The organism is Marinobacter panjinensis, from assembly GCF_005298175.1.
In the GTDB taxonomy this organism is placed as follows: domain Bacteria; phylum Pseudomonadota; class Gammaproteobacteria; order Pseudomonadales; family Oleiphilaceae; genus Marinobacter; species Marinobacter panjinensis.
The window spans coordinates 3,295,575-3,318,317 of sequence record NZ_SZYH01000001.1 but is presented as its reverse complement, the minus strand read 5'-3'; the positions used below and the strand labels follow the sequence as shown (position 1 = coordinate 3,318,317).

The window sequence follows — 22,743 nt, the reverse complement described above, 5'->3', positions numbered from 1 at the left end:
TCAATCATTGTCGCTGGCTCCTGCGCCTGCGCCACTGCGAGAAGCCTCGGAGGCTTCGACCAACAGCCGGTCGGCCAGGGTTTTGAGAGTTTTCCAAAGCTCATCGTCCACTTCCAGACCTTCCACCAGGGCCCGGTCACGCTGTCGCTCGAGGTCCTCCTCGGTTTGCCGCATGAGATTGGTCAGGGCGTAGTCCGAGCGCAGGCTCGGCAGCAGGTCGACATGGTTGGCCATGATCAGGGTGATGCCGTCGTTCCTCTCGGTATCGTCGGGCAACTCCTCCAGGCTGTAAACACAGATCTCGGGCACGGGATGGCCAGCTTTGAAACCAACCACCTGTTCAATCAGGGGTTCGTGCGAGTTGCGCCAGAAGGCCGTCACGTTCATACCCCGGCGCGCCAGTCTGGAGAGGTAGCCGATGACGAGGACCCTGTTGTGACAATGGCGGACCTTGGTGATGGATAGTCCGCGTGCTCTCGCCCGGGCATAGCCCAGTTCCACTGCCAGGCTGGCATTGCCCAGGATGCTGTGGTTGTGAGCGTCCAGTACACTGAAGTCAGCGTCCTGATACACCAGGGTCGGGGTTTCAGCGGGATCCTCATTCAATAGGTAGTCGAGCCCTTTTTTCAGGGCCGCCACGCCACCCAGGCCGTGGGCTTCCATCCAGGCCACCATTTCGGCGGCGTCGATGGCGTCTCCCTCTTCAAAACCTATCCCGATAAAGGCTTTGCGGCCCATACCCTGCAGTTCATTGAAAGACACTTTCATAACGCGTTCAGATCCGGTTCCACGGGAAAGCTCCAGTCGTCGAGCGCCTTCAGGCGTGCCTTATCGGTGCCGTGATCGCTGAACAATTCGCAAAACAGGGGCGCGCCCTGAAACAGCGTCACTCTCACCCAGCGGTCAGACTTGGGGTCAAATCGGCTGGCGCCGAAAAAAGACAGTTTGGTGCGCAGTAAATGCATCGGCTTCATATCCCGATGCCACAGGTTGGCCCGTATCTCGCCATAAGGCGTCGCACCCATGGTCTGGATACGCCGCACGCACTCCTTCTGACCAGGATGCGCCAGCAGAAATTCCACAACAGAGCCCCGGGGGCTGCGGTCCAGGAACGCATCCAGCAGTTGGTAGGTGCGGTGAATTCGAGGCCCCATGGCGAGCTGCATTTCCTTCTCGGCACCGGGTTCTTCCGCACGCACCCCCAACCGGGGTTCTTCCTTCTCAGCGGAGCGATACCAGAACCAGTGCCGGTGCTCCGGGTTCTTGGGATCGTAGTCCAGCGCCCAGGCAAAGCGGGTCTCAATGGTCTGTTTCAACGCAGCAGCTTTTACCTCCGGCTGTAACTCGAGGATTTCCTCGCAGCCAAGTTCATCCTCAACGGCATCGATCAGGTCCGGGTAAAGTTCGATCAACAACGTATTAATCAACTCCTGGGCTTCGAGCGAACAATGATTGTCCGCCCATGCCAGCAGATCGCTCCAGAGACTGGATCTCGCCGATGTCCGTTCCAGCCAATCAATGACTGCCGCAATCGATTCCACCGTGGCGAGATTTCGTTGGGTTTGTTCGGCGTCTTCCGTCACTGTTTCCACAAAGTGCCGGTGAGCCCGTTGCAGCAGCGACAACAAATCCCGGCGCACGTTATCGGCAGGAGGTTGCTCGCGAGCCCAGGCCAGCGCTCGTTCACGGCAATACACCCATTGCTGGATCAGTTGCGGATGATTGATCAGGAAAGGTGCCATGCCCAGACCGGTGGAGTTACCAATGCCCAGGTAGCGTTGCAGCGCAGGGGCAAGCCCGACCGCCCGATCCGGCGCACGCGATCGGGCCAGATGCTCCACCTGCTGTATGGAGAAATGTCGCAACAAATAGACGGCAAACATCTGCGCCGAGAACGGCCGGTGGAAATCCGGGTTCTTCTGCAGGCGCGCGTAGTCGGCAATGCCGAACTTGCCATTGCCATAGACAGCCGTAGTTCGATAGAGATAGCCCACGCGGGTCAGCCAGGCCGGATCTGGCTGTCTCCCGGAGGCAAGGGCATCGATAAAATGACTGAAGTTACGCAGGCTCTTGTTCGCCCGGGACAGCACCAGCAGCCTCGGATGCTGCCGGCCGGCCTCCTGCAAGGGAACGTTGGCAGCCATCTGGGCCAGTAGGCTGCCCTCAACCGCCCCTTCGACGAGCGCGAACGTAACGTCCCATGCCTCGGCAATAACTCGATCGGACCGCCGCTCAGGCTCAAGGTGCTGGGAAAATATCACACCGTGGTACGTATGATGGGGCGTCTGCAAGCGGTAGATCATGACACCGTGGCCGTGCTCATCCAGATCATTCCGCACAGTTGTTACAGTCCAGTCCTCACGTGCCATCTGGCGAACCAGGCTGCGTGAGAAGCTCAGGCGGCTGGCGTGCAGACTACCCAGCCGCACCAGGTTCATTACTCTGGCGGCGGGCCGCAATTTCAGTTGAGGTTGCACATCCAACTGGGTAGCCATCGGTCAGTCCTCCGAAACAGATTCAGCTGAGCCCGTGGTCGCGCCCACCAGGGCCACTTCGCCTTTGGGAGGCACAATGCCCTGCTCCCTTGCCATGGCATAGGCGGATTTCGGGCCAATGTACAGCGACGGCAGCAAAATCAGCGAGACCGGTATTGCCGTAATAACAATGAACTGCTGCAAGGCACTGATCTGCCCTGCCCCCATGTAGAGAAGTACCGCTGCCATCAATGCCATCGCCACACCCCAGAAGGCTCTCACAACGGGGTCAGGGTCGTCATGCCCAGCGCTGACTACAGCAATGGCATAGCTCATGGAATCGCCGGTGGTCGCCACGAATATGGTGGTGAGCACAAGAATGGCGAGGGCCATCAGCGTACCGCCGGGGAGCGCCTGGGCGATGGTGAGCGTGGCAACGTCAAACTGGAAATTGTTCAGTGCATCAGTCAGGTCGATGGCGCCCGTTAGCTGGTAAAAAATACCGGAGCCCCCCAGCAGGGTAAACCAGATGGTGGTCGCCACGGGCGCCATCACGCCCACGGCGAGGATCATCTGGCGGATTGTCCGGCCACGGGATATGCGAGCGACGAAGATCGCCATCAGCGGACCGTAACCCAGGAACCAGGCGAAGAAGAACACTGTCCACCATTGCATCCACCAGCCCTCGGCAGTGCCAGCCGTAACCGTTGCCATGGCGAAAAAGGACGTGACGTACTCCCCGAAACCCTGAGTATAGGCATTGGTCAGGAAGAGGGTAGGACCGAAAATGAAAATAACCGCCGCGATCGCCAGAGCCAGAAAGACATTGAAACGGCTCAGAAGCTGGATCCCCCTATGGATACCGGTCATGGCTGACGTTACGTAAACCGCTGCCAGCACCAGCAGGATCATCAGCTGCGTGCCGAACCCCTGGGGGAAACCGAATAGCTCATGGAGGCCAAAGCTGACCTGAGTGGCGAGGAATCCGATCGGCCCCACGGTGCCGGCAACCACAGCTATTACACAGGCAGCATCCACCAGGCCACCAAACCAGCCGTGCATCACCCGGTCGCCAAACACCGGATAGAGCAGTGTTCGGGGCTGCAGTGGCTGACCTTTCACATAATGGGCATGGGCCAGCACGATGGCCGACAGCGTGCCCAGAATTGCCCAGGCCAGAAATCCCCAGTGCATGAACGATTGCGCCAGGGCCGGTGCAACCGCCGCCGCAGTACCGGCCTCGGTATCAAATACCGGAGGTGTCACTACGAAGTGATAGACTGGCTCGCCGGCGGCGAAGAACACACCACCACCGGCCAGGAGCGTACACATGATAATGGACAACCATTTGAAGGTGCTCAACTCCGGGGTACTCCGGTTGCCCACCTTGGCGCTACCTGCAGGCGATATGGCCACACCCATCCCGATCAGAAAGGTCAGCAACAGTAGAAGCTGAAAGTAAGATCCCAGGGTCTTGGCCGTCCAGGCGAAACCGCTGGAAATTAGCCCGGCGGTCCACTCAATGTCATACAGTGAGAGCCCAAGAAAAAGCAGTATGAATCCGATGCTCAGGCCCAATACGATCGGGTCCCCCAAGCGCTTGATACCCGCTTCCGAAGTCGCGGTAGTACTGGCTGAGATTGTCATGGCGCTTACCTGTTTTTGTTGTTGGAACTGTATAGTTGGAACAAAATTCAGTACACCGCCCCTGCCTGAGGCCGTGTACCCTCGGTTAATTGCCGGAGCCAGTTACGGCCCATGATTTTCTCGATCTCATCGTTATTAAACCCTTTCAGGTACAAACCTTCTGCAATGTTGTTGAAGTGGCGGTTGTCGCTGAACCAGGACAGTGGCCTCGGCCAGCCGGCATTCGCCTTGTTGCCCTCGCCGTAGTCCATGGCCTTGGTCCATCGGCCGTTCCGCATCCAGGTCAGTACCGATTCCGGTTGCCCCTGGCACAGGTCGGTGCCAATGCCAATGTGGTCGATTCCCATCAGCTCTGCGGTATCAGCTACCATGCCGCAGAATTCGTCCAGCGTGCAGTCCGGCCCATTCCTGAGATGGAATGGGTACACGGAGAATCCCAGGATGCCGCCGCTCTGGGCCACTGCCCGCAATACTTCATCGGACTTATTGCGTTTGGCCGCATGGAAACTCGCCGGGTTAGCATGGGAAATAATCACTGGCCGCTCCGACAATTCGATGGCCTCAAGCGTTGAACGTTCCGAACTGTGTGACATATCAATCAACATACCGACGCGGTTCATCTCCCGAATCACTTGCCTGCCAAAACGGGTGATGCCACTGTCTTCAGCTTCGTAACAGCCACAGGCCAACAGACTCTGATTGTTGTAGGTGAGCTGCATGATCATCAGGCCTAACCGGCGCATGATGGCGACCAGATCAATATCGTCTTCGATGGGAGAACAGTTCTGGGCACCAAAGAATATGCCCACGCGATTACTTTCCCTTGCAAGCTCAATGTCACTGGCCTGGCGCACCGGCACGATCAGGTCTTGATGTATCTCGAAGCGCCGCTGCCATTCTCCGAAACGCAGTAAGGTCTCGCGGCAGTTCTCGTGATACACCAGGGTGGCGTGCACAGCATCAACACCACCTTCCCGCATTTCCTCAAAGATGGCTCGTGACCAGTTCGAGTACTGCAAACCATCAATGGTCAGAACAGACTTTGACATGGTGGCAACCTCAGGCCTTGGTGTAACAGGTTTTAACGACTGTGTAGAACTCCCGGGCGTATCGGCCCTGTTCCCGCGGCCCGAAACTGGAATCCTTACGCCCACCGAAGGGCACGTGGTAATCGGTGCCGGCAGTGGCCAGATTCACCATGACGCAACCGGTCTCCGCCCTTGCCTTGAAATCCGTCGCCCAATGCAGGGAGCGGGTGATCAGACCGGCAGTAAGGCCATAGTTGGTATCGTTGAGGGTGGTCAGTGCCGCTTCGTAATCCGGAACCCGGATCACACAGGCGACGGGACCAAATACCTCGTCCCGGTTGATGGTCATGTCATTGGTGGTGTCTGTGAACAACACCGGTTGCATGTAATAGCCCTCACTGCCGACCTTCACATCCTTGCCGCCGAAAGCCAGCGTGGCGCCTTCCTGCAATGCAACATCCACCCAACGGCGATTCGCTGCCAGCTGGCTATCACTGGCGATAGGGCCGATGACCGTGCCGTCCGCCAGCGCCGGGCCAACCTTTGCATCTGCGAGCTTTGCGGTCAGCCTGGCGACGAATTCATCATGCACGCCTTCGGTAACAATCAGCCGTGAAGAGGCGGTGCACTTCTGTCCAGAACCGGAATAGGCACCGGCGAAGGCTGCATCAACCGCGACATCCAGGTCAGCGTCGTCCAGCACGATAAGGGCGTTCTTGGAGCCCATCTCCAGCTGGCACTTCACCAGGTTGGCAGCGGTAGCGGCCGCTACACGGCGACCAACCTCCAGCGACCCGGTGAAGGTAATGGCATGGACATGCGAACTCGTAATCAGGGCTTCGCCCGCTTCGCGACCACTGCCGGTGACCAGGTTGAACGTACCGGGGGGCAGTCCCTGGCGACTGATAATTTCTGTCAGCGCCCAGGCGCTCGCCGGGACCAGATTGGCAGGTTTGAAAACCACTGCGTTCCCGAAAGCCAGGGCCGGGGCGATTTTCCAAACGGCCGTCGCCATGGGGAAGTTCCATGGGCTGATCACCCCGACAACGCCCAGCGGCTCGCGGCGTGTTTCTATCTCAACACCGGGCCGCACTGACGCCACACGGTCATCAATCTGGCGCAGCACTTCAGCGGCGTAATAATGAAAGAACTGGCCAGAGCGATACACCTCGCCCTTTCCCTCCACCAGCGGCTTGCCTTCCTCACGTGAAAGCAGCTCACCGAGTTCGTCCTTGCGGGTAATCAACTCATTACCGATAGCCATCAGCGCGCTGTAACGGGCCTCAAGCCCTGTTTTGTCCCACGCCTTCTGAGCCTCCCTTGCCGCAGCAATGGCTTGCTTGACTTGGCCGGCACTGGCCTGATCGAAATGGCCAACAATGTCATTCAGATCTGACGGGTTCCGGTTAGGCAGGGCGGCGTTTTCGCCCTTAACCCACTCTCCACCAATGTAGAGTGCGTATGACTGTGACATGGGTTCCTCCTTAGTGATTACCCACACCCTAGACCTCTTTCATATATAAGGATAATCAAAAATATCGCATTTTTGATAAGATATATTTATAGTTTCAGCAGAACCGGGTCGGGGTAGAAAACGCATGGCGCTCGAACTCAAGATTCAACAACTACGTTACGTGCTGGCAGTATGGGAGGAAGGCAGTTTCCACGGAGCTGCGCGACAGCTGCATCGCAGCCAGCCGGCGTTGTCCATGGCTATAAGGGATCTGGAGGAACGGTTGGGACAGCCGTTGTTCGAAAAGAATCAGAAGGGACAGTTAACACCCTATGGCGAGTATTGCCTGCCCAGGTTCCGGGAGCTGATCAAGCAGCACGACCGTCTCGCAAGCGATTTACAGCATGCCGCCGAGGGGCAGCAAGGGCGAGTCACGCTGGCTACCGTGCCATCCGTTGCGAGCCGTCTGATGCCGGAAGTTCTCGCGGCATTCATTGCCGAGTACCCGCACATCAACATAAATCTGCACGACGAAAATGCCGAGTTTGTCTGCCGGATGGTCGCCAACGGCGAGGTCGACCTGGGCATCAGCAGCGTGTGGGCGCAGGACGAACACCTGAGCTACACCCACCTGTTCGAAGACAATATCGGGGTAGTCCTGCATCGGGATCATCGGCTGGCAAACCGGGAAAGCCTGCAGTGGCAGGAACTGAAGAACGAGCGTTGCATCGCCAACGGTACCTCGCGGCTTCTCAAACATACCGCAGCCGCCGGCCTGGTGAATAACAACGACTTTTATATTTCCAACATGATTTCGCTGCTCGCCATGCTCGAGGCTGGTAGCGGCATTACTACACTGCCGCGACTGGCCTTTCCCGTCGATAACCTGAAATTGCGCTTTGTACCCCTGAGTGAGCCCAAGCTCGTCCGCCGGATCGGTATCATCAAACTGGCCAACCGATCGCTGTCACCGTCGGCCCAGGTACTGGAGCGGCTCATAATGAAGCGCCTGGCAGGTTCGGCCATTCAGGCGTAAAGACCGCTGGCGGCCGGGGTGTCGATATATAACAAAGGACCGCAGCAGGCCCACCCCACGGTTAAAAAACAATCAATATAAATCTAATAAATGTCAAAGGTCGTTAAATTTAAAAGAATTCCCACATTTCATGAATATTTTTTAACAGTTTAAAGCCTGAATTGCATATCCTTGCCCACCTGCCTGGACCAATGCTCACGATTACGTTTTTTCCCGAGCGCTCTGAACATTGACTGAATCCGGATCTACGAACCAAAGCAATAAAAAGGAAAGACAATGAACAAAAAGCAGATTGCGCTTGCTGTATCGGTTAGTTCGATAGCGATTCTGCCCGGATGTGCCTTCATGGAAAAGCATGGGGGCAAGGTCATCGGCGCTGCCGGTGGAATGGTTGCAGGTGCCCTGGCATGTGACGGCGATCCAGCTTGTATCGCTGCCGGCGCAATAGGCGGGCTCCTTCTCGGTGAACTGTACGACCAAAGACAGGCCGAGCTTCGGAAAATTGCCGAAGAAAAAAATATTGCGCTGGAAACCAAAAAGGTCAAAACCTTTAACTCTGACAGAGAGAATGGTTTGGAGTTGTCCATCAATGAGGGCGGGATGTTTGAGGTCGGCTCCGCAGGACTGAAAACCAAAGCTCGTCTGGATCTCATGAGTGTCGCGACCGTTTACCGCGAAAAACCCCAGAAAATTCTGGTAATCGGTCATACCGATGCAACGGGAAACGACGGCTACAACGAGCAACTGTCTGAGCGTCGTGCGCGAACGGTAGCAAAATTGTTTCAGGAGGTTGGTGTCCCCGCTGATCAAATCTACTTTCAGGGTGCTGGTGAATCCCAGCCCGTTGCAACCAACGACACTGCCGATGGTCGAGCCACCAACCGCCGCGTGGAAATCGTCGAAATAGATTCAGAGCAATCACTGGCGGCCTACAATCTGCAGCGCCAGAATAATCGAGCTTACCTTGCACACTCCAACCGGACCAGTCAGGAAAAAACCGAGATTCTGAAGCGTGTTGAGAAAACACCAGAACCTTCGCAGCAGGAGCGAGCGGAAGACCTCGCCAAATATGCAGCCGTTGATTTTGGTGGTACCCAGGCAACATCCGATTTCAACACAATCCTTCAAGCCACTGGCCAACCGGCAAGCGACGAAGGTGGCATTGGTTTCTCAATGTTCAGGAAAGCCGTAGCGAGCGAACCAGTGGAGCTGTCTCCCTGCTTCATGGATGGCCCACGCAAGATCGGTGACATACAAAATCTCGCGTCGGGGAAGAAGCTCGGCATTCAAGAGCGAGAAATGTCGAACTACTGGCCCGGCCTGAATGGAAGTGTCTGGCTCGATACGGTCAATGGACACATGGTTGCGATTCAGGACCTGTACATTCTGCGCGAAACCGGAGCGCCACAGGGATCACCAACGGTAACCGTGTACGAAAACGTTGCCAGTGACAAGACAGCCGACCACACCTTGAAGCCGCACGTAGAGGCCTATCCAGGAGAGGCCGGCCTTCTGGTCAGAGCATACTTCCACGATGCCCGGGCGGTTCAATGCATGGACGTAGTGATGGGCAACACCAGCCTGAAAGCAGCGAAGGAAGGAAAGCTCTACTACTCGGCAGGCGACCATCTGCTCGAACAGAATATCCAACTCAAGCGGCTGAATTGAACAGCTCTCGACCAGACGCAAATATCAGATAATAAGGAAAAGGTATCACCATGGAATCAATTCTGACCGCAATTGATGAGTACCGAATAATCCTCGGGGCAATTGTCCTGACCATTCTGGCGACTTTGCTCATCAGGAAATACTGGGATGAAGTCTCGTTCTTCATACTGCGTCTACGCATGAACATGCCAGTTTTTGGCAAAATCGCCAGGCTCTCCAACAGCGGAAGTCGGGAAGACTCTGGCTGGTTTTCCGCCGAAAAGTCACTGTGCAGTGAGTTTCAGCCGTATTTCCAGGAAGTTGATAAAGGACCGGATTTCTTTGATAGCTGTCGAAGCTATCTTCGAAAGGTAACCGAGCTGGGCCGCTCCAAGCTGGGCTTTTTCGGCTGGGTCGCCATCGCTGTAATGGTCTTCATCGAGGCGATGGGTTTCTCCTACGTTCTGGCAGGCTTCACCATTCCGGGAGCCAGTGAGGCGCTGAAACAACAGGGGGCCGTTGGTATTGCCCTGCTGATCTCCATGCTGCTGGTCTTTATGACTCACGCTACTGGTCATGAGCTTCACCACAACAAAATGGTGAAGAAGGTACGTGCATGGTTCCGGCAGAGTGAGAACGGTCAGCATAAAGCCATGATGCCCAACACGGAAGTTTCGCTCGACAATAACGAGATTGATGACAATGAGCCCGCCTGGCGCCAACTGCTGAGCCGCATTGACGCAAACCACAGCGTTACTCCGTCTTACAAGGTGACGGTCATGACCGGCATAATGGTTGTGCTTATCGCACTGGGGGCAACGTTTGTTCGCGGCCAGGTGCTTGAGTCCGAGCTGGCTGGTGCCCACGATCCAGTTGCCAGCTCACAATCTGCTGATCCTTACGCAGATGCGATCCCGGCTGAGCTGAGGTCCAGCCAGGAAGAAGTGGACAGCAGAGTTGACGAAACCATCAAAGACGCCACGCTCAAGGGCGGCTGGGGCACCTTCATCGTGCTTGCTGTCATCTTTATTTTTCTGCAGATCGTGGGTGTTCTGATCGGCATCAAAAAGGGCTTTGCCGGATCCGAATCAGCCGTGGCTGCCAAGTTCACCGGTAAATTCAAGAATCGGGAGGAATTCCAGGTCTACCAGGAGCGTAAACGGAATGTCGTTTCTCAAATTGCGCAGCGCAACCTGACCAAGCTGCAGGGCAAGATGGCGAAGAAGCTGTCAGACACGGCGATCGATACCTCTACGCTCAAGGCACTTGAGTCTGGCAACGGAAGAACGTTCCTTGCCTATGCCCAAACTGTGCGCAAGGATCATAGTTCCGACCACGTTGATTCCTCCAAGGGTCGCCACGCTCGGGATGAAGAGATGGCCAGTATCCAGAAGCCACAACCGACGCATGATGCGCCGACTCAGAGCGCTCCAAAGGTAGAGGAACCTTCCTCTCAGTCTTCTGCTACCAGTGAGTCTCAAATCCCGGAAGAGGCCATACAGGAGTGGATGGATAAGCTGGGGTGGGGCCGAGAGGAAACGGTCGCCCTACTGGTGAAACAGCAACAGAAGGAGCAGGCAAAAAAGCCGGCCGTATCCCAAGAGGAAGCGTTACGCATGCTTGAGGCTGCAGACAAATGAGCTTCAGAGATCTTCTGACGATCACTGGTCGAACTCTCTCATTCGTAGCCTTGGCAGTATCGACGTCAGTCGCTACTGCCAGTCCAAGGGATGACTTTCCAAGCTGCTACTCAGTGCTCGGCAATCAAGCACCTGAATCGAAAGCGCCAGCACGCGAGCTGTTTGTGATCATTGACCAGACATTGAAGCTGGATGTCGATCTGAAACGACACTCCCATCAGAAAATCCATGAGTTTTTGAATCCGGGTGATCGTTTCACACTACTGACATTCAGTGCCTATGCCGAAGGCCGCTATGCATCAATGCCAGTGACCGGAAAGATCGACTACGCACTCGCAGATGATCAACGATATGTGATTGGCACAAAGAAGCTCCGAGCATTCGATGACTGCATGGCCAGGCAAAACATGTTTGTGCGCAAACGTATCGACGCCAGCATGAAGGAAGCGTTCGAGCAAGCCAGCACTGATCTGCCGAAAACTGAATTGATGGGCTCGCTGGCAAATTTCAGCAACGGGGTCATCAGCCAGTCGGAAGCAGAGCGGAAGGTGGTTTTGCTTGTATCTGACATGATGGAAAACTCAGAAACGATATCCTTCTATGGCGCCGGGGGCATTAACAATCTCAATGTCCAGTCGAGCCTGGAGAAAGCTTCCAAGCATGGCCTTCTTTCAAACCTTGGCGGTGCCAGTGTCAATATCGTGGGTGCCGGAATCTCAGGTAACGACGGTTATCTCAGCCAGTCGACCATGCGCAAGATGAAAGATTTCTGGTCCGGGTATTTCGAGCGATCCGGAGGAACCCTCACCGGCTGGGGGCAGCCAGAGCTTTTTGAAGCCCTACGCTGAGGCCCCGGCCCGGCGAACCACAACGAGCAATTTAATATCTGAATCCAACGCCACAACTTCAGAGTTCATAATAAAATCGGTGACCGCTTGTGCGGTCACCGATGAACGGAAAAACAGTTATCAAAATCCGTTTTCAGGGATTTAAAACCAGGCTTTATTTCCAGTCACGTAAGTCCTTTCGAACTCTTCATCCGATTTAACGAGATACAGAACAAATTCGATAAAGGCGATTACCCCAATGATCATTGAAGGAATCCCGAAGAGAATCAGGCCAAAGAGAAAAGTCAGAAGCATGATCACACCCTGCTTGGTGTAGCCAAGATAGAACTTGTGAGCACCAAATGCTCCGAGGAAAAACGCAAACAGCGCCGCACCGATTTTCTTCGACGACCCTTTTGACGCAACGCCACCATCGGGATAAACATCTTCCGCGTATTCGCCATTAACTCCGAAATCCACAACAGTCCCTTGGGCAGGCAGCGCATTCCCTTTCCAATGAGCGATATCAACTTTGTAACGGTTGCCATCATCCCCGGAAATCAAACCAGTCCGATCTTCACTATTAAAGTCAAGAATTTTACCTTTCAATGTCATCATCCTTCTTTATTGGTAGATTTCCATTTAAAACAGATCAGAAGTATTTAGATACTCTAATATTTTAAACACATTAGCATTGACACAAATTTTATTTGAGAACTATTTCCCCAAAAAATATAACGCCAAAACAGGCCTGTCAGACAATACACTATATGTCTGAAATTAAATGTAAACTATTGAAAAATAGAACTTCACCAGGCAATTTAAAAATTTGGCGAACAAATATAAAAAGCCCCTTGAAAGGAAACATTCAACCAAAACACCTCAGTTCATAAACAAGTCATTAAGCCATTGACACTCGAGGCTCAATGCCTGGATTTAATCCAATGACTACGTTATAAAATGCCAATCGATGTTACGTTGGAGTGCTCCGTGCCCCTGAAGCCCCCTTTATCTCTCTCGCATGTGCTAATGCGAGCCTCGCCAACTTTATTTGTAAGCCTGGCACTCTTGACGTTTTCGGTTACCGCTCAGGCCGACACTTTCAACATTGCCTGGGATAACGACTTACTTACCGGCTCAGACAGGGGATACACCAATGGTGTAAAGCTCTCCTACCTGACGGCAACCGCGGATAACCGGCAAAGGAAATCTTCCAGACTTGCACGTTACGCATCGGATTCCCTCGGCTTCCTGCCCGGTATAGACCAGCTCGAAAAGAAACAGGCGCTTGCCGTCAGCTTGAGACAGCTGATAGTCACTCCGGAGGATATCAGCGCCAATGAGCCCCGGTTGAACGACCTCCCCTATGCAGGGTATCTCGCTGTCAGCACCACACTATGGAGCTGGGATACCAACAGTATTACCGGTTACGGTGCCCACCTCGGCGTTGTAGGCCCGGAAAGCGGCGCGGCAGCATCCCAGAAGTGGGTGCACAAGCTGACTGGAAGTGAAGAACCCAACGGCTGGGACTTCCAACTCGGAACCGATGTCGTTGGCGGCGTGCAGGCAGCACATGCCAGAAAAGTAGCGCAAAGCGGTTCACCAGATGGCCTGGAGCAGGAGGTTTCGCTGATCAGCTCGGCCAGGCTCTCCAGCTTCAGAACGGACGGCAGGGTCGGAGTGGTCTGGCGTATCGGGCAGCACCTGCCGGTCAATTTCGTACCCGACTACGCCGGCACAGCCTCCACGATAGGGCTGCCGGGAGCTTTGAGTGCGCGGCGCCACGGATGGTCCGTATTTATCGGTTTGGGGCTGGAATTTGTGCCCTATTCCTATCTTGATGCAAACTCCGCTCCCTACCAGTTCGACGAAAGCCTGGTCCAGGGTCAGGCTGGCATCGGCGGAACCTGGCAGTGGAATCAGCTGCAGTTAGCCCTGATTCTGCGAGCAACGACTGGCGAGGAAGATTCCAACAAAGACAACTTCAACTTTGGCAGCCTCTCGATGACATGGGCCCTTTGATGTAACCGCGATGGGTGTTTCAGGACGCACACCCGTCAGGCATATAGCGACTCAATGACATCGGTGTATTTTTCATAGATCTTGCTGCGGCGCACCTTCATGGTGGCCGTCACTTCATCATCGTCGTGGTCGAGCTCTTTGGTGAGCAGGTGGAAACGTTTGATCTGCGCCACCTGGGGCAACTGTTCGTTGGCCTTGTTCACTTCGGCCTCAATCAGTTCGTTCACCCGCTCGTGCTCGGTCAGGCTGCGGAAAGTGGTGTAGGCAATCCGCTCCTGTTCGGCCCATTTGGCCACCGTGTCGAAGTCGATCTGGATCAGGGCAGAGACATACTTCCTGGCCTCACCAATCACGATGCATTCCTTGATGTAAGGGCTGGCCTTGACGGTGTTTTCAATCTCGGTGGGTGAGAGGTTCTTGCCCCCGGCGGTAATGATGATGTCTTTCAGGCGATCAACAATTTTGAGCTGGCCGCTCCGCCATTCACCCACATCCCCGGTGTGCAGCCAGCCGTCTTTCAGAGTTGCGGCGGTTGTCTCGTCGTTCTTGTAATAACCCTTGAACATGCTGCCGCCGCGCATGATGATTTCGTTGTGTTCACCGAGCTTGACCTCCACGCCGGAGACGGCAACGCCCACGGTTCCGAGATGTACATCATCCACCTGCTGGGCCGTTGCAACACCGGTGCTTTCCGTCTGGCCGTAGACTTCCACCAGGGGAACACCGATAGTCCGGAAAAACTCGAGAATCCCGGTGGAAATGGGTGCAGCGCCGGTCATCGCCAGGGTGCACCGGCGCAGGCCGATGAAATTCTGTAGCGCACGGAACACCAGCCAGTAACTGAGGCTGAAGAGGCACTTTTCTTTCAGGCTCCATTGGGTCCGGGATTTGGTCGCCATTGGCGCACAAGCCCGGATTGTCCGGTTAAATAACGCCTGCCGGACCCGTCCGGTTTCCTGGATCTTGATGTAAATGGAGGAATGCAGCTTCTCCCAGATTCTGGGCACCCCCAGGAAAAAGGTCGGTGCGATCTCACGCAGATCTTCCTGGATCGTCCGCAGGCTCTCGCCAAAGCTGACCGTACTGCCCACATAAACCGGCGCAATGTTGGTAACCGCCTGCTCCGCCACATGGCATAGCGGGAGATAGGACAGACTGGAACCATGCTCGTCTGCCTGTAGCAGCTCAATAAGGCCGGGCGCCGCGGCATGGAGGTTACCCCAGCTGATCATGGCGCCCTTCGGGCGACCAGTCGAGCCGGAGGTATAGATCATCAGGGCGGTGTCATCCATCTGCTGGCTGTCCAGCAATTCATCCACCAGCCCCGGGTGCGCTTTCTCGAATTCCCGGCCCCTGGCCTCGATATCCTCGAACGCCGCTGGCGGTTCCGGATAATAACGCAGCCCCTTCATATCAATGGCGATGTTGTGCTTCAGCTTGGGCAGTTCCGGCCAGGCTTCCAGCACCTTGTCGGTCTGCTCCTGGTCCTCGCACACCACGAACTCTGCATCGCTGTGCTCAAGAACGTAGGCCACCTCATTCCAGGGGCTGGTCGGGTAAACGCCAACACAGATGCCCCGGACCATGCCGATACCCATCTGGGCAATGACCCACTCCACCCGGTTTTCCGAGATGATGGCCACATGGCCACCTTCCTTCAGCCCCAAGGCACGGAGCCCCAGCCCGAAATGCCGGGCGCGCTCGTAGTAATCCTGCCAGGAGTAAGCCTGCCAGATACCGAAGTCTTTCTGGCGCAGTGCCAATCTCTCGGGCCGCTCTTTGGCATGGGCCCGCAACATCTGCGTCAGGGTCAGTTCGGGTATGGATGGTGTTGTCATGAAAGCCACCGTTTACGGCGTTTGTAGTGCTTGATGTCACGGTAACTGCGGGCTTCGCCTTCCTTGCCACCCACCCCCAGATAGAACTCCCGCACATCCTCGTTGGCGGTCAGTTTGTCCGCCGGGCCATCGATCACGATTTTGCCGTTCTCCATGATGTAACCGTAAGAGGCTATCGCCAGTGAGACCGCAGCATTCTGTTCCACCAGCAGAATGGCCGTGCCCTGCTCGCGATTGATTCGCGCCACGATGGTGAAGATTTCCTCCACCAGCATCGGCGCCAGCCCCAGCGAAGGTTCATCCAGCATGATCAGCTTCGGCTGGGCAATCAGCGCCCGGCCAAGGGCCAGCATCTGCTGTTCCCCGCCCGACAAGTACCCCGCCAGTTGCTTGCGACGCTCTTTCAGTCGCGGGAAATAGTTGTAAACCAGTTCATAACTGTCACTCAGGGAGGGTTTGGTGCCACTGAGTGCATAGGTGGCGGCAACCAGATTCTCCTCGACGGTCAGGTCCTCGAACACACGGCGACCTTCCATCACATGGAACAACCCATTGCGCACCAGCTTCTCAGGCGGCGTTCCCTTCACATCCTTGCCCCGGAAACGGACTTCTCCGGCGGTCACTTCGCCGTCTTCCAGGGTCAACAGGCCGGAAACACTCTTCAAGGTGGTGGATTTGCCGGCGCCGTTGGAGCCGAGGAGCGCCACAATGGCACCCTCCGGCACCCGCAGTGACAGGCCCCGGAGGACCTGCACCGACTTGTTGTAGACCACCTCGATGTTATCGATTTCCAGTAAGGCTTCCATACAGCCCCTCAGTCGAGGTGAATCCAGTCCGATACCGGCTCGTAACGGCCTTTTTCGGCATTGACCCGCCAGATACGGCCAACCGGGAAGGACATGTCCCTGACCGTAACCGGAATACCGATGATGCCGCCGGTGTCCCAGTCCTCAATCGAGGCCAGTGCCGCGGCCATGTTTTCACCGGTCAGCTCCTTGTCGGCGTCAAGGGTGCGCTTGATCACTTCGGTCCACACCATGGCGTTGAACCAGGCCTGCATGTAGCCGGTCGGGCGGTAATCGGCCTCCGGGTCACTCTTTTCGGCCTGAGCCCTGAGTGCGTCCAGCATCGGCCCACTTTCTTCGCTGTCATAGTAGTTGTAGGGCATAACACCCATGTAGCCGTCCGCATCCGCGCCCATTTTGTCGATGATCAGCTTGTCAGAAGACCAGAAGGTACCCATGAACTGGGTGTCCAGCCCCATCTGGCGCATCTGCACCATGAACTCGTTGATCGGCGACAGCACATAGCCGTGGAACACCACGAAATCCGGGCGTACCCGGCGCAACTTCAGGACTTCTGCGGACACGTCCACGCTGCCGGGCTTGGTGACGATATCTTCAACCACTTCTATACCCAGCTCCGCGGCCCGGGCCTTGCCATTCTCGATGGGATCCTTGCCGAACTCGGTATCGCTGTAGACGAAGGCAACGGTCGGCATGTCGCCGTCCTTACCCTGGTCTGCAATGTACTCCAGGATGATGCCGAACATCTGGCTGTAGTTGGGACCCGGGATGAACTGGTAGGGGTACTGCTCGTTATCCGTCAGCGCGGTGGCAAACGACGCGCCACTCATCAGTGTATCCCCCTGGCTGTTCAGCTCCGAGGCAATGGCCTTCATAAAACCGGTGCTGTCACCGTAATAGGTGGCCGGAGATTCACTGCCGGAAATCTTCTTGAAAGCAGCCACCGAACGGTCCACCTCGTACGCGGTATCTTCCATCACGTACTTCACCGGATGGCCATTGATACCGCCTTCACTGTTGATCCAGTCGGTGTAATCCGTCAGGCCTGCATGGATGTGAATGCCGGCAAAAGCAAATACGCCGGACAGTGGTATGGAGCCACCGAAGACGATGGGTTCCTTGTCCTGGGCCATGGCCGGGGTGGCCACGGTCAATGCAGCGACCAGGCTACCAAGCCCGGCAAGCCGGCGACCTTTGTTGAGGATGTTTCTGAACATATTGATTCTCCTTGCTGCTTCTTGTTGTTGGTGTTGCACGGTTTCCTGGTGAAAGGCTCGTTGAGAAACCGTTAGTTTTTAAAGGGCCACAGGCGGAAAAAACGGCGGATGCGATGCCACATCTCCGCGAGGCCATGGGGTTCAAAAATCAGGAAGCCCACAATCAGCGCGCCGAAGATAATCTCCAGCATTGGCGACATGAACACGGGGGCGTTGGGGTAAAACGGCGTCAGGGCTGCGGTCAGCAGTTTCAGCGCTTCCGGCACCAGAGTCATAAAGGCCGCGCCGAGTATGCCTCCCAGCAGGTTGCCCATGCCGCCCACGATTACCGCCGCAAGATAGAAAATCGACATGGACAGCGGGAAGCTCTCCGGCGTCACCACCCGGTAAAAATAGGCGAACAGACCACCGGCTACCCCGGCATAGAACGAACTGAGCGCGAAGGACATCAGCTTGTAGCGCAGCAGATCAATACCCAGAATTTCGGCAGAAATATCCCGGTCGCGTATGGCAATGAAGGCCCGGCCAATACGGGTCCGGAACACATTCGCGGCGGCAAGTACCATCAGCACCGCCAGCGGCACGATGATGAAATACATCATGAAATCGCTCTGGAAACTCAGCCCGAACAGATGCGCCGGCTCCAGGCTCAGGCCGCCCATACCGCCGGTGACTGATTCCCACTCGGCAAAGATGAAATGCAGGAAAACACCGGCCGCCAGGGTGGCAATGGCCAGGTACAACCCTTTGACCCGCAGCGAGGGCAGGCCCACCAGAATACCTACCGCGGCTGCCATGAGCCCGGCCAATACCAGGGTTATCGGGAATGGCAGGCCGGTATTAACGGAGAGCCAGGCCACGGTATAAGCACCAACGCCCATGAACCCCGCCTGCCCCAGGGAAATCAGGCCGGTAAAGCCGGTCAGGATATTCAGGCCAGTGGTGCTGATCACGGCAATGCCAACCAGGCATCCGAGGTACAGCAAATAGGAATCCGCCATGAATGGAAACACCAGCAGAATCAGCAGGAAAAGACCAAACCACAGTTTTTGGGTTGAAGTGGTCCAGATCGCCTCATCGGCCTCATAACTCTGTTTTGCGTCACCGATGCGCATCTTACACTCGCTCTATTTCGTGGGTGCCAAAAAGGCCGTAGGGCCGGATCACCAGGATCACTGCCAGCACCAGGAAGGTCGCCGGCATCCGGTATTCGCCACCCAGATAGGCACCAGCCACGGTCTCCAGCCAGCCAATGAATACACCAGCGATCAGTGCTCCGAGGATGCTGTCCAGACCACCGACAATCACCACCACCAGCACACTCAGCCCGATGATCCCGAACTGCGGGCTGAGGCCGCCGGTGGCGGCCACCAGCACACCGGCCAGCGACGCGGCCAGGGAACCGAACACCCAGGCCATGTTGAACACCCGGCGCACGTTAATACCCATGGAATAGGCCGCCGCCTGGTCCGAGGCCGTCGCCCTCAGCGCGACTCCACCCCGCGAGAAACGGAAATAGAGCAGGTAAATAATCAACAGGGCAGCCCCGATCAGGAAGCCGTAGGCGATTTTCGGAGCCAGATAGAGTTCACCGATAAACACCGGCTCCCGGGGCAGGAAGCTGGGCAGCAACTGCGGGTCGGCGGTCCAGATAAATTCCACCAGGCCCACCAGGATACTGGCTATACCGATGGTCACCATCACGACCGAAATGGGCGATTCACCCAGCATCGGCCGGATCATGGTTTTCTCGATCACCCCGCCCAGAAGGCTGCCGCCGATCACCGCCAGCGGCAGCGCAATCCAGGCCGACATCTCCATACCGCCAGCAAAGGCCAGGAACAGGTAGGCGGCAAACATCATGATTTCGCCGATGGCAAAATTGATCACCCGAGTAGCCTTGTAGATGATCACAAACCCCAGGGCGATCAGCGAATACAAGCCGCCCATAGCCAGACCCGCCAGGCTGATCTCACCAAAGAAGATCCAATCCATCAGGCGGCTTCCTCTTCCGGATTGAGCTTCTTGCGCAGGCTGTCGATGTCACTGTTGCCCAGGTAGGCCTTGATCACCTCGGGGTTCTTCTGAACCTCCGATGGCAGGCCCTCGGTAATAACCTGACCAAAATTGAGCACCGCGATGTGGTCGGAAATATCCATCACCATGCCCATGTCGTGCTCCACCATCAGCACGGTAATGCCCCACTCCTCCCGGATATCCAGGATAAAACGGGCCATATCCTCCTTTTCCTCCCGGTTCATACCGGCGACCGGTTCATCCAGCATCAGCACTTTCGGTTGCATGGCCAGTGCCCGGGCCAGCTCCACCCGTTTCTGCAATCCGTAGGAGAGGCTCGCTACCGGCTGGCGACGGATATGGTCGATTTCCAGGAAGTCGATGATCCGTTGTTCCACATCCTTGCGAACCGCCATCTCTTCCCGGCGCGCCGGACCAAAATAGGCCAGTGCGCTCAACAAGCCGCTTTTCATGTGAACGTGGGCGCCGAGCTTGATGTTGTCGAGAACGGTCATACCGCGGAACAGGGCAATGTTCTGAAAGGTTCGGGCCAGGCCCAGTGCGGCCCGGCGCGGCGGCTTGATAGCGCTTGAAAGCACCTGGCCCTCGTAGCTGATCGTGCCCTGCTGGGGTTTGTAGAAACCGGAAATACAGTTGAAAAGTGACGTCTTGCCGGCGCCATTCGGGCCGATGATGGTGGTGATGGTGCTTTCAGGCACGCGGAAACTGACGTCCTGCAAGGCCGTCACACCACCAAACGACAGGGACAGGTTGCTGATATCGAGGATGCTCACTTCACCTCCTGGCACCCCTGGCGACGGGAACACAGGCATGTGAACACGCCTTGCAGCTACCCCATTTACGCCTAAAGATGATTGTAATTCTTGTTTTTTCTTGTGATCAGGGCACGCCCCGACCCAGACTTAAAGTAGTCCATGCAGGCACCATTAGGCAAACCCTTCTACGCTGTTACCTGAGGACTGATAACGACATTACGCAGGGAACTGACCTTCAGATGCACCATGGCGTGAGAAAATCAGATATGGCAGAACAACTGGTAACCACCGATTTTGACCCTGAGACCGGTATAGCAACACTGACCTTCAACCGGCCGGAGGCCCTGAACGCGATCAATGTGCCCCTGGCGGAGGCCTTTCTGGCCGCTGTCCAGGGGCTGACATCCTTAGCGGGCCTGCGATGTGTTGTTCTGACAGGGGCGGGGCGTGCCTTTATGGCAGGCGGTGATGTATCCAGTATGGCAGGCTCTCCAGAGCAGGCGGGTGATGCCATCAGTGCCATCCTGGATGCGGTCAACCCGGCCATCCTGCTGTTGCGCAGCATGGATGCTCCGGTGATCGCCGCGGTCAAGGGCGTCGCCGCTGGCGCGGGGCTCAGCCTGGCGCTGATGTCAGACCTGGTGATCGCCCGGGAGGATGCAAAATTCCTGGTGGCCTACAACGGCATCGGCGCTGTACCTGACTGTGGCGGCAGCTGGTTTCTGGCCCACAGGATCGGCGCTGGTCGGGCAGCGGAGCTGATGTTGCTGGGGAAAACTCTCAGTGCTGCGCAAGCCAAAGACTGGGGCCTGATTACCGAGTTTGCCCCGGAGCACAGCTATGAAAATCTGTTGACCGAGATCACCGGCAAAGTTGCCAGCGGACCTACCCGTGCCTTTGGCGCGTTCCGCCAGCTTACCGACCGGGCCAACGGCAATCAGCTGGCCGCCCACCTGGAAACAGAGCGAGCGGCCTTTCTGGAAATGACCCGGACTGAGGATTTTGCAGAGGGTGTGTCAGCGTTTCTGGCCAAGCGGCCTGCGCATTTCCAGGGACTTTAAAGATGCATGGTGTGGGTCAAGAGACGACCCCCCGCTCCCTTAGTACTTTGATCTCCCCGGGAGAAAGGCCCGCAACCTGACGCAGGACATGATCCGACTGCTCCCCCAACAGCGGCGGTGCCGTGCGGTAGGTTACGGGTGTCAGTTTCAGCTTGATTGGATTGCCGACCATTGGCACCTCGCCCAGATCCGGATGGGACACCGTCTGTTTCATGCCCCGCGCGAGAACCTGGGGGTCGTCAAATACCTGATCCAGGGTATTCACTGGCCCGCAGGGCACGCCTTTCCGCTCGAGGATTTCGACCCACTCCCGGGTGGAACGCATCACTGTAGCCTGCCGTAGCTTCGGGATCAGTTCCTTGCGATTGGCCACCCGGGCGCGGTTCGTCGCAAAGCGATCATCGCCCGCCCACTCCGGGTGCCCGAGCACATCAGCCAGCCGGGAAAACTGCTGATCATTGCCTATTGTCAGCACCATATTGCCGTCTGCCGTGGGAAAATCCTGATAAGGCACAATATTGGGATGAGCGTTCCCCATCCTTGTCGGTGCCTTACCTGTGGTCAGGTAATTCATGGCCTGGTTGGCCAGGCAGGCCACCTGCACATCCAGTAGGGCGGTCTCCACATACTGGCCCTCCCCGGTCCGGTCCCGGTGGCTGAGAGCGGCAAGTACACCGATGGTGGCGTAGAGCCCGGTCACGATGTCCGTCAGCGCCACACCGACCTTCATTGGCCCTTCCCCGGGCTCGCCGTCTGGTTGCCCCGTTATACTCATCAGCCCGCCCATGGCCTGGATCAGAAAATCATAACCGGGCCGGTTCGCATAGGGGCCATCCTGGCCGAATCCGGTAATCGAGCAATAGATGAGTTTCGGGTTAACTCGCTTCAGACTGTCGTAATCCAGACCATAGCGCTTGAGGCCGCCCACCTTGAAGTTTTCCAGTACAACATCCGATTCAGCCACCAGCTTGCGGACCAGTTCCTGCCCCTCGGGATGGGCGATATCGATCGCCAGGGACTGCTTGTTCCGGTTGGCAGCCAGGAAGTAGGCGGAGAGCTCAGAGCTGCCATCGGTCCCCTGCAGATAAGGCGGTCCCCAGGAGCGGGTGTCATCGCCGGTTTCCGGACGCTCGATCTTGATAACCTCCGCACCCAGGTCTCCGAGGACCTGACCGGCCCAGGGGCCGGCCAAAACCCGGGAAAGATCGAGGATGCGCAGATGAGACAGGGGGCCTGCCATTCGACTCTCCTTGCC

The 22,743-nt window shown here is 56.5% G+C and carries 19 protein-coding genes; 6 read left to right on the top strand and 13 right to left on the bottom strand.

From position 1 onward, the window contains the following. From FDP08_RS15175 to FDP08_RS15155, 5 genes are read right to left on the bottom strand one after another with little or no spacing between them, the layout of a single operon-like run. A complete protein-coding gene (locus FDP08_RS15175) occupies positions 1-768 on the bottom strand; it encodes a DUF3726 domain-containing protein (RefSeq protein ID WP_137436963.1) in 768 nt (255 codons plus the stop codon). Further along, the gene (locus FDP08_RS15170) at positions 765-2,495 is read right to left on the bottom strand and encodes a protein kinase family protein (RefSeq protein ID WP_137436962.1); all 1,731 of its coding nucleotides are present in this window, start codon (positions 2,493-2,495) and stop codon (positions 765-767) included. The genes FDP08_RS15175 and FDP08_RS15170 overlap by 4 nt, the downstream gene beginning before the upstream one ends. 3 nt (positions 2,496-2,498) lie before the next feature. Beyond that, entirely contained in the window at positions 2,499-4,121 is a 1,623-nt protein-coding gene (locus tag FDP08_RS15165) for a BCCT family transporter (protein ID WP_137436961.1), read from the bottom strand. Between the two features lie 47 nt (positions 4,122-4,168). Beyond that, positions 4,169-5,170, bottom strand: a complete 1,002-nt coding sequence (locus FDP08_RS15160; RefSeq protein WP_137436960.1) for a membrane dipeptidase — start codon at positions 5,168-5,170, stop codon at positions 4,169-4,171. A 10-nt stretch (positions 5,171-5,180) separates the two neighbouring features. After that, a complete protein-coding gene (locus FDP08_RS15155) occupies positions 5,181-6,623 on the bottom strand; it encodes an aldehyde dehydrogenase family protein (RefSeq protein ID WP_137436959.1) in 1,443 nt (480 codons plus the stop codon). Between the two features lie 124 nt (positions 6,624-6,747). On the opposite strand from FDP08_RS15155, the gene FDP08_RS15150 reads away from it, so the two are divergent. The 4 genes from FDP08_RS15150 (at position 6,748) to FDP08_RS15135 (ending at position 11,773) form a co-directional block, all read left to right on the top strand. Continuing rightward, positions 6,748-7,638, top strand: coding sequence for a LysR family transcriptional regulator (locus FDP08_RS15150; protein WP_137436958.1), 891 nt, complete (start codon positions 6,748-6,750; stop codon positions 7,636-7,638). Positions 7,639-7,914: 276 nt separating this feature from the next. Then, positions 7,915-9,306, top strand: a complete 1,392-nt coding sequence (locus FDP08_RS15145) for an OmpA family protein (protein WP_137436957.1) — start codon at positions 7,915-7,917, stop codon at positions 9,304-9,306. Between the two features lie 50 nt (positions 9,307-9,356). Then, positions 9,357-10,925 (top strand): hypothetical protein, encoded by a 1,569-nt coding sequence (locus FDP08_RS15140; protein ID WP_137436956.1) that lies wholly within the window; start codon positions 9,357-9,359, stop codon positions 10,923-10,925. Further along, a complete protein-coding gene (locus tag FDP08_RS15135; RefSeq protein WP_137436955.1) occupies positions 10,922-11,773 on the top strand; it encodes a hypothetical protein in 852 nt (283 codons plus the stop codon). Before FDP08_RS15140 ends, FDP08_RS15135 begins: the two co-directional genes overlap by 4 nt. 141 nt (positions 11,774-11,914) lie before the next feature. On the opposite strand, the gene FDP08_RS15130 is transcribed toward FDP08_RS15135, so the two are convergent. Continuing rightward, a complete protein-coding gene (locus FDP08_RS15130) occupies positions 11,915-12,367 on the bottom strand; it encodes a TM2 domain-containing protein (RefSeq protein ID WP_228263323.1) in 453 nt (150 codons plus the stop codon). A gap of 414 nt (positions 12,368-12,781) precedes the next feature. Between FDP08_RS15130 and FDP08_RS15125 the strand changes: the two genes are divergently transcribed. Beyond that, on the top strand, positions 12,782-13,774 hold the full coding sequence (locus tag FDP08_RS15125; protein WP_345789449.1) for a lipid A deacylase LpxR family protein: 993 nt from the start codon (positions 12,782-12,784) through the stop codon (positions 13,772-13,774). 35 nt (positions 13,775-13,809) lie between these two features. On the opposite strand, the gene FDP08_RS15120 is transcribed toward FDP08_RS15125, so the two are convergent. From FDP08_RS15120 to FDP08_RS15095, 6 genes are all read right to left on the bottom strand, one after another. Continuing rightward, positions 13,810-15,612 carry an AMP-dependent synthetase/ligase gene (locus tag FDP08_RS15120; RefSeq protein ID WP_137436953.1) on the bottom strand — a complete coding sequence of 601 codons (1,803 nt, stop codon included), beginning with the start codon at positions 15,610-15,612 and terminating at the stop codon, positions 13,810-13,812. Continuing rightward, entirely contained in the window at positions 15,609-16,418 is an 810-nt protein-coding gene (locus FDP08_RS15115) for an ABC transporter ATP-binding protein (RefSeq protein WP_137436952.1), read from the bottom strand. The genes FDP08_RS15120 and FDP08_RS15115 overlap by 4 nt, the downstream gene beginning before the upstream one ends. Positions 16,419-16,426: 8 nt before the next feature. Continuing rightward, positions 16,427-17,635, bottom strand: coding sequence for an ABC transporter substrate-binding protein (locus FDP08_RS15110; protein ID WP_137436951.1), 1,209 nt, complete (start codon positions 17,633-17,635; stop codon positions 16,427-16,429). A gap of 71 nt (positions 17,636-17,706) precedes the next feature. Beyond that, complete coding sequence (locus FDP08_RS15105) at positions 17,707-18,750, bottom strand: branched-chain amino acid ABC transporter permease (RefSeq protein WP_137436950.1); 1,044 nt, start codon at positions 18,748-18,750, stop codon at positions 17,707-17,709. A gap of 1 nt (position 18,751) precedes the next feature. Beyond that, positions 18,752-19,630 (bottom strand): branched-chain amino acid ABC transporter permease, encoded by an 879-nt coding sequence (locus FDP08_RS15100; protein WP_137436949.1) that lies wholly within the window; start codon positions 19,628-19,630, stop codon positions 18,752-18,754. After that, entirely contained in the window at positions 19,630-20,445 is an 816-nt protein-coding gene (locus tag FDP08_RS15095; protein ID WP_137436948.1) for an ABC transporter ATP-binding protein, read from the bottom strand. The genes FDP08_RS15100 and FDP08_RS15095 overlap by 1 nt, the downstream gene beginning before the upstream one ends. Before the next feature lie 248 nt (positions 20,446-20,693). Here FDP08_RS15095 and FDP08_RS15090 point away from each other — a divergent pair, with 248 nt between their 5' ends. Continuing rightward, positions 20,694-21,488 carry an enoyl-CoA hydratase/isomerase family protein gene (locus FDP08_RS15090; RefSeq protein WP_137436947.1) on the top strand — a complete coding sequence of 265 codons (795 nt, stop codon included), beginning with the start codon at positions 20,694-20,696 and terminating at the stop codon, positions 21,486-21,488. Between the two features lie 16 nt (positions 21,489-21,504). Here the strand turns inward: FDP08_RS15090 and FDP08_RS15085 are convergent, their stop codons facing one another. Next, a complete protein-coding gene (locus tag FDP08_RS15085) occupies positions 21,505-22,728 on the bottom strand; it encodes a CaiB/BaiF CoA transferase family protein (protein WP_137436946.1) in 1,224 nt (407 codons plus the stop codon). Positions 22,729-22,743 lie beyond the last annotated feature (15 nt).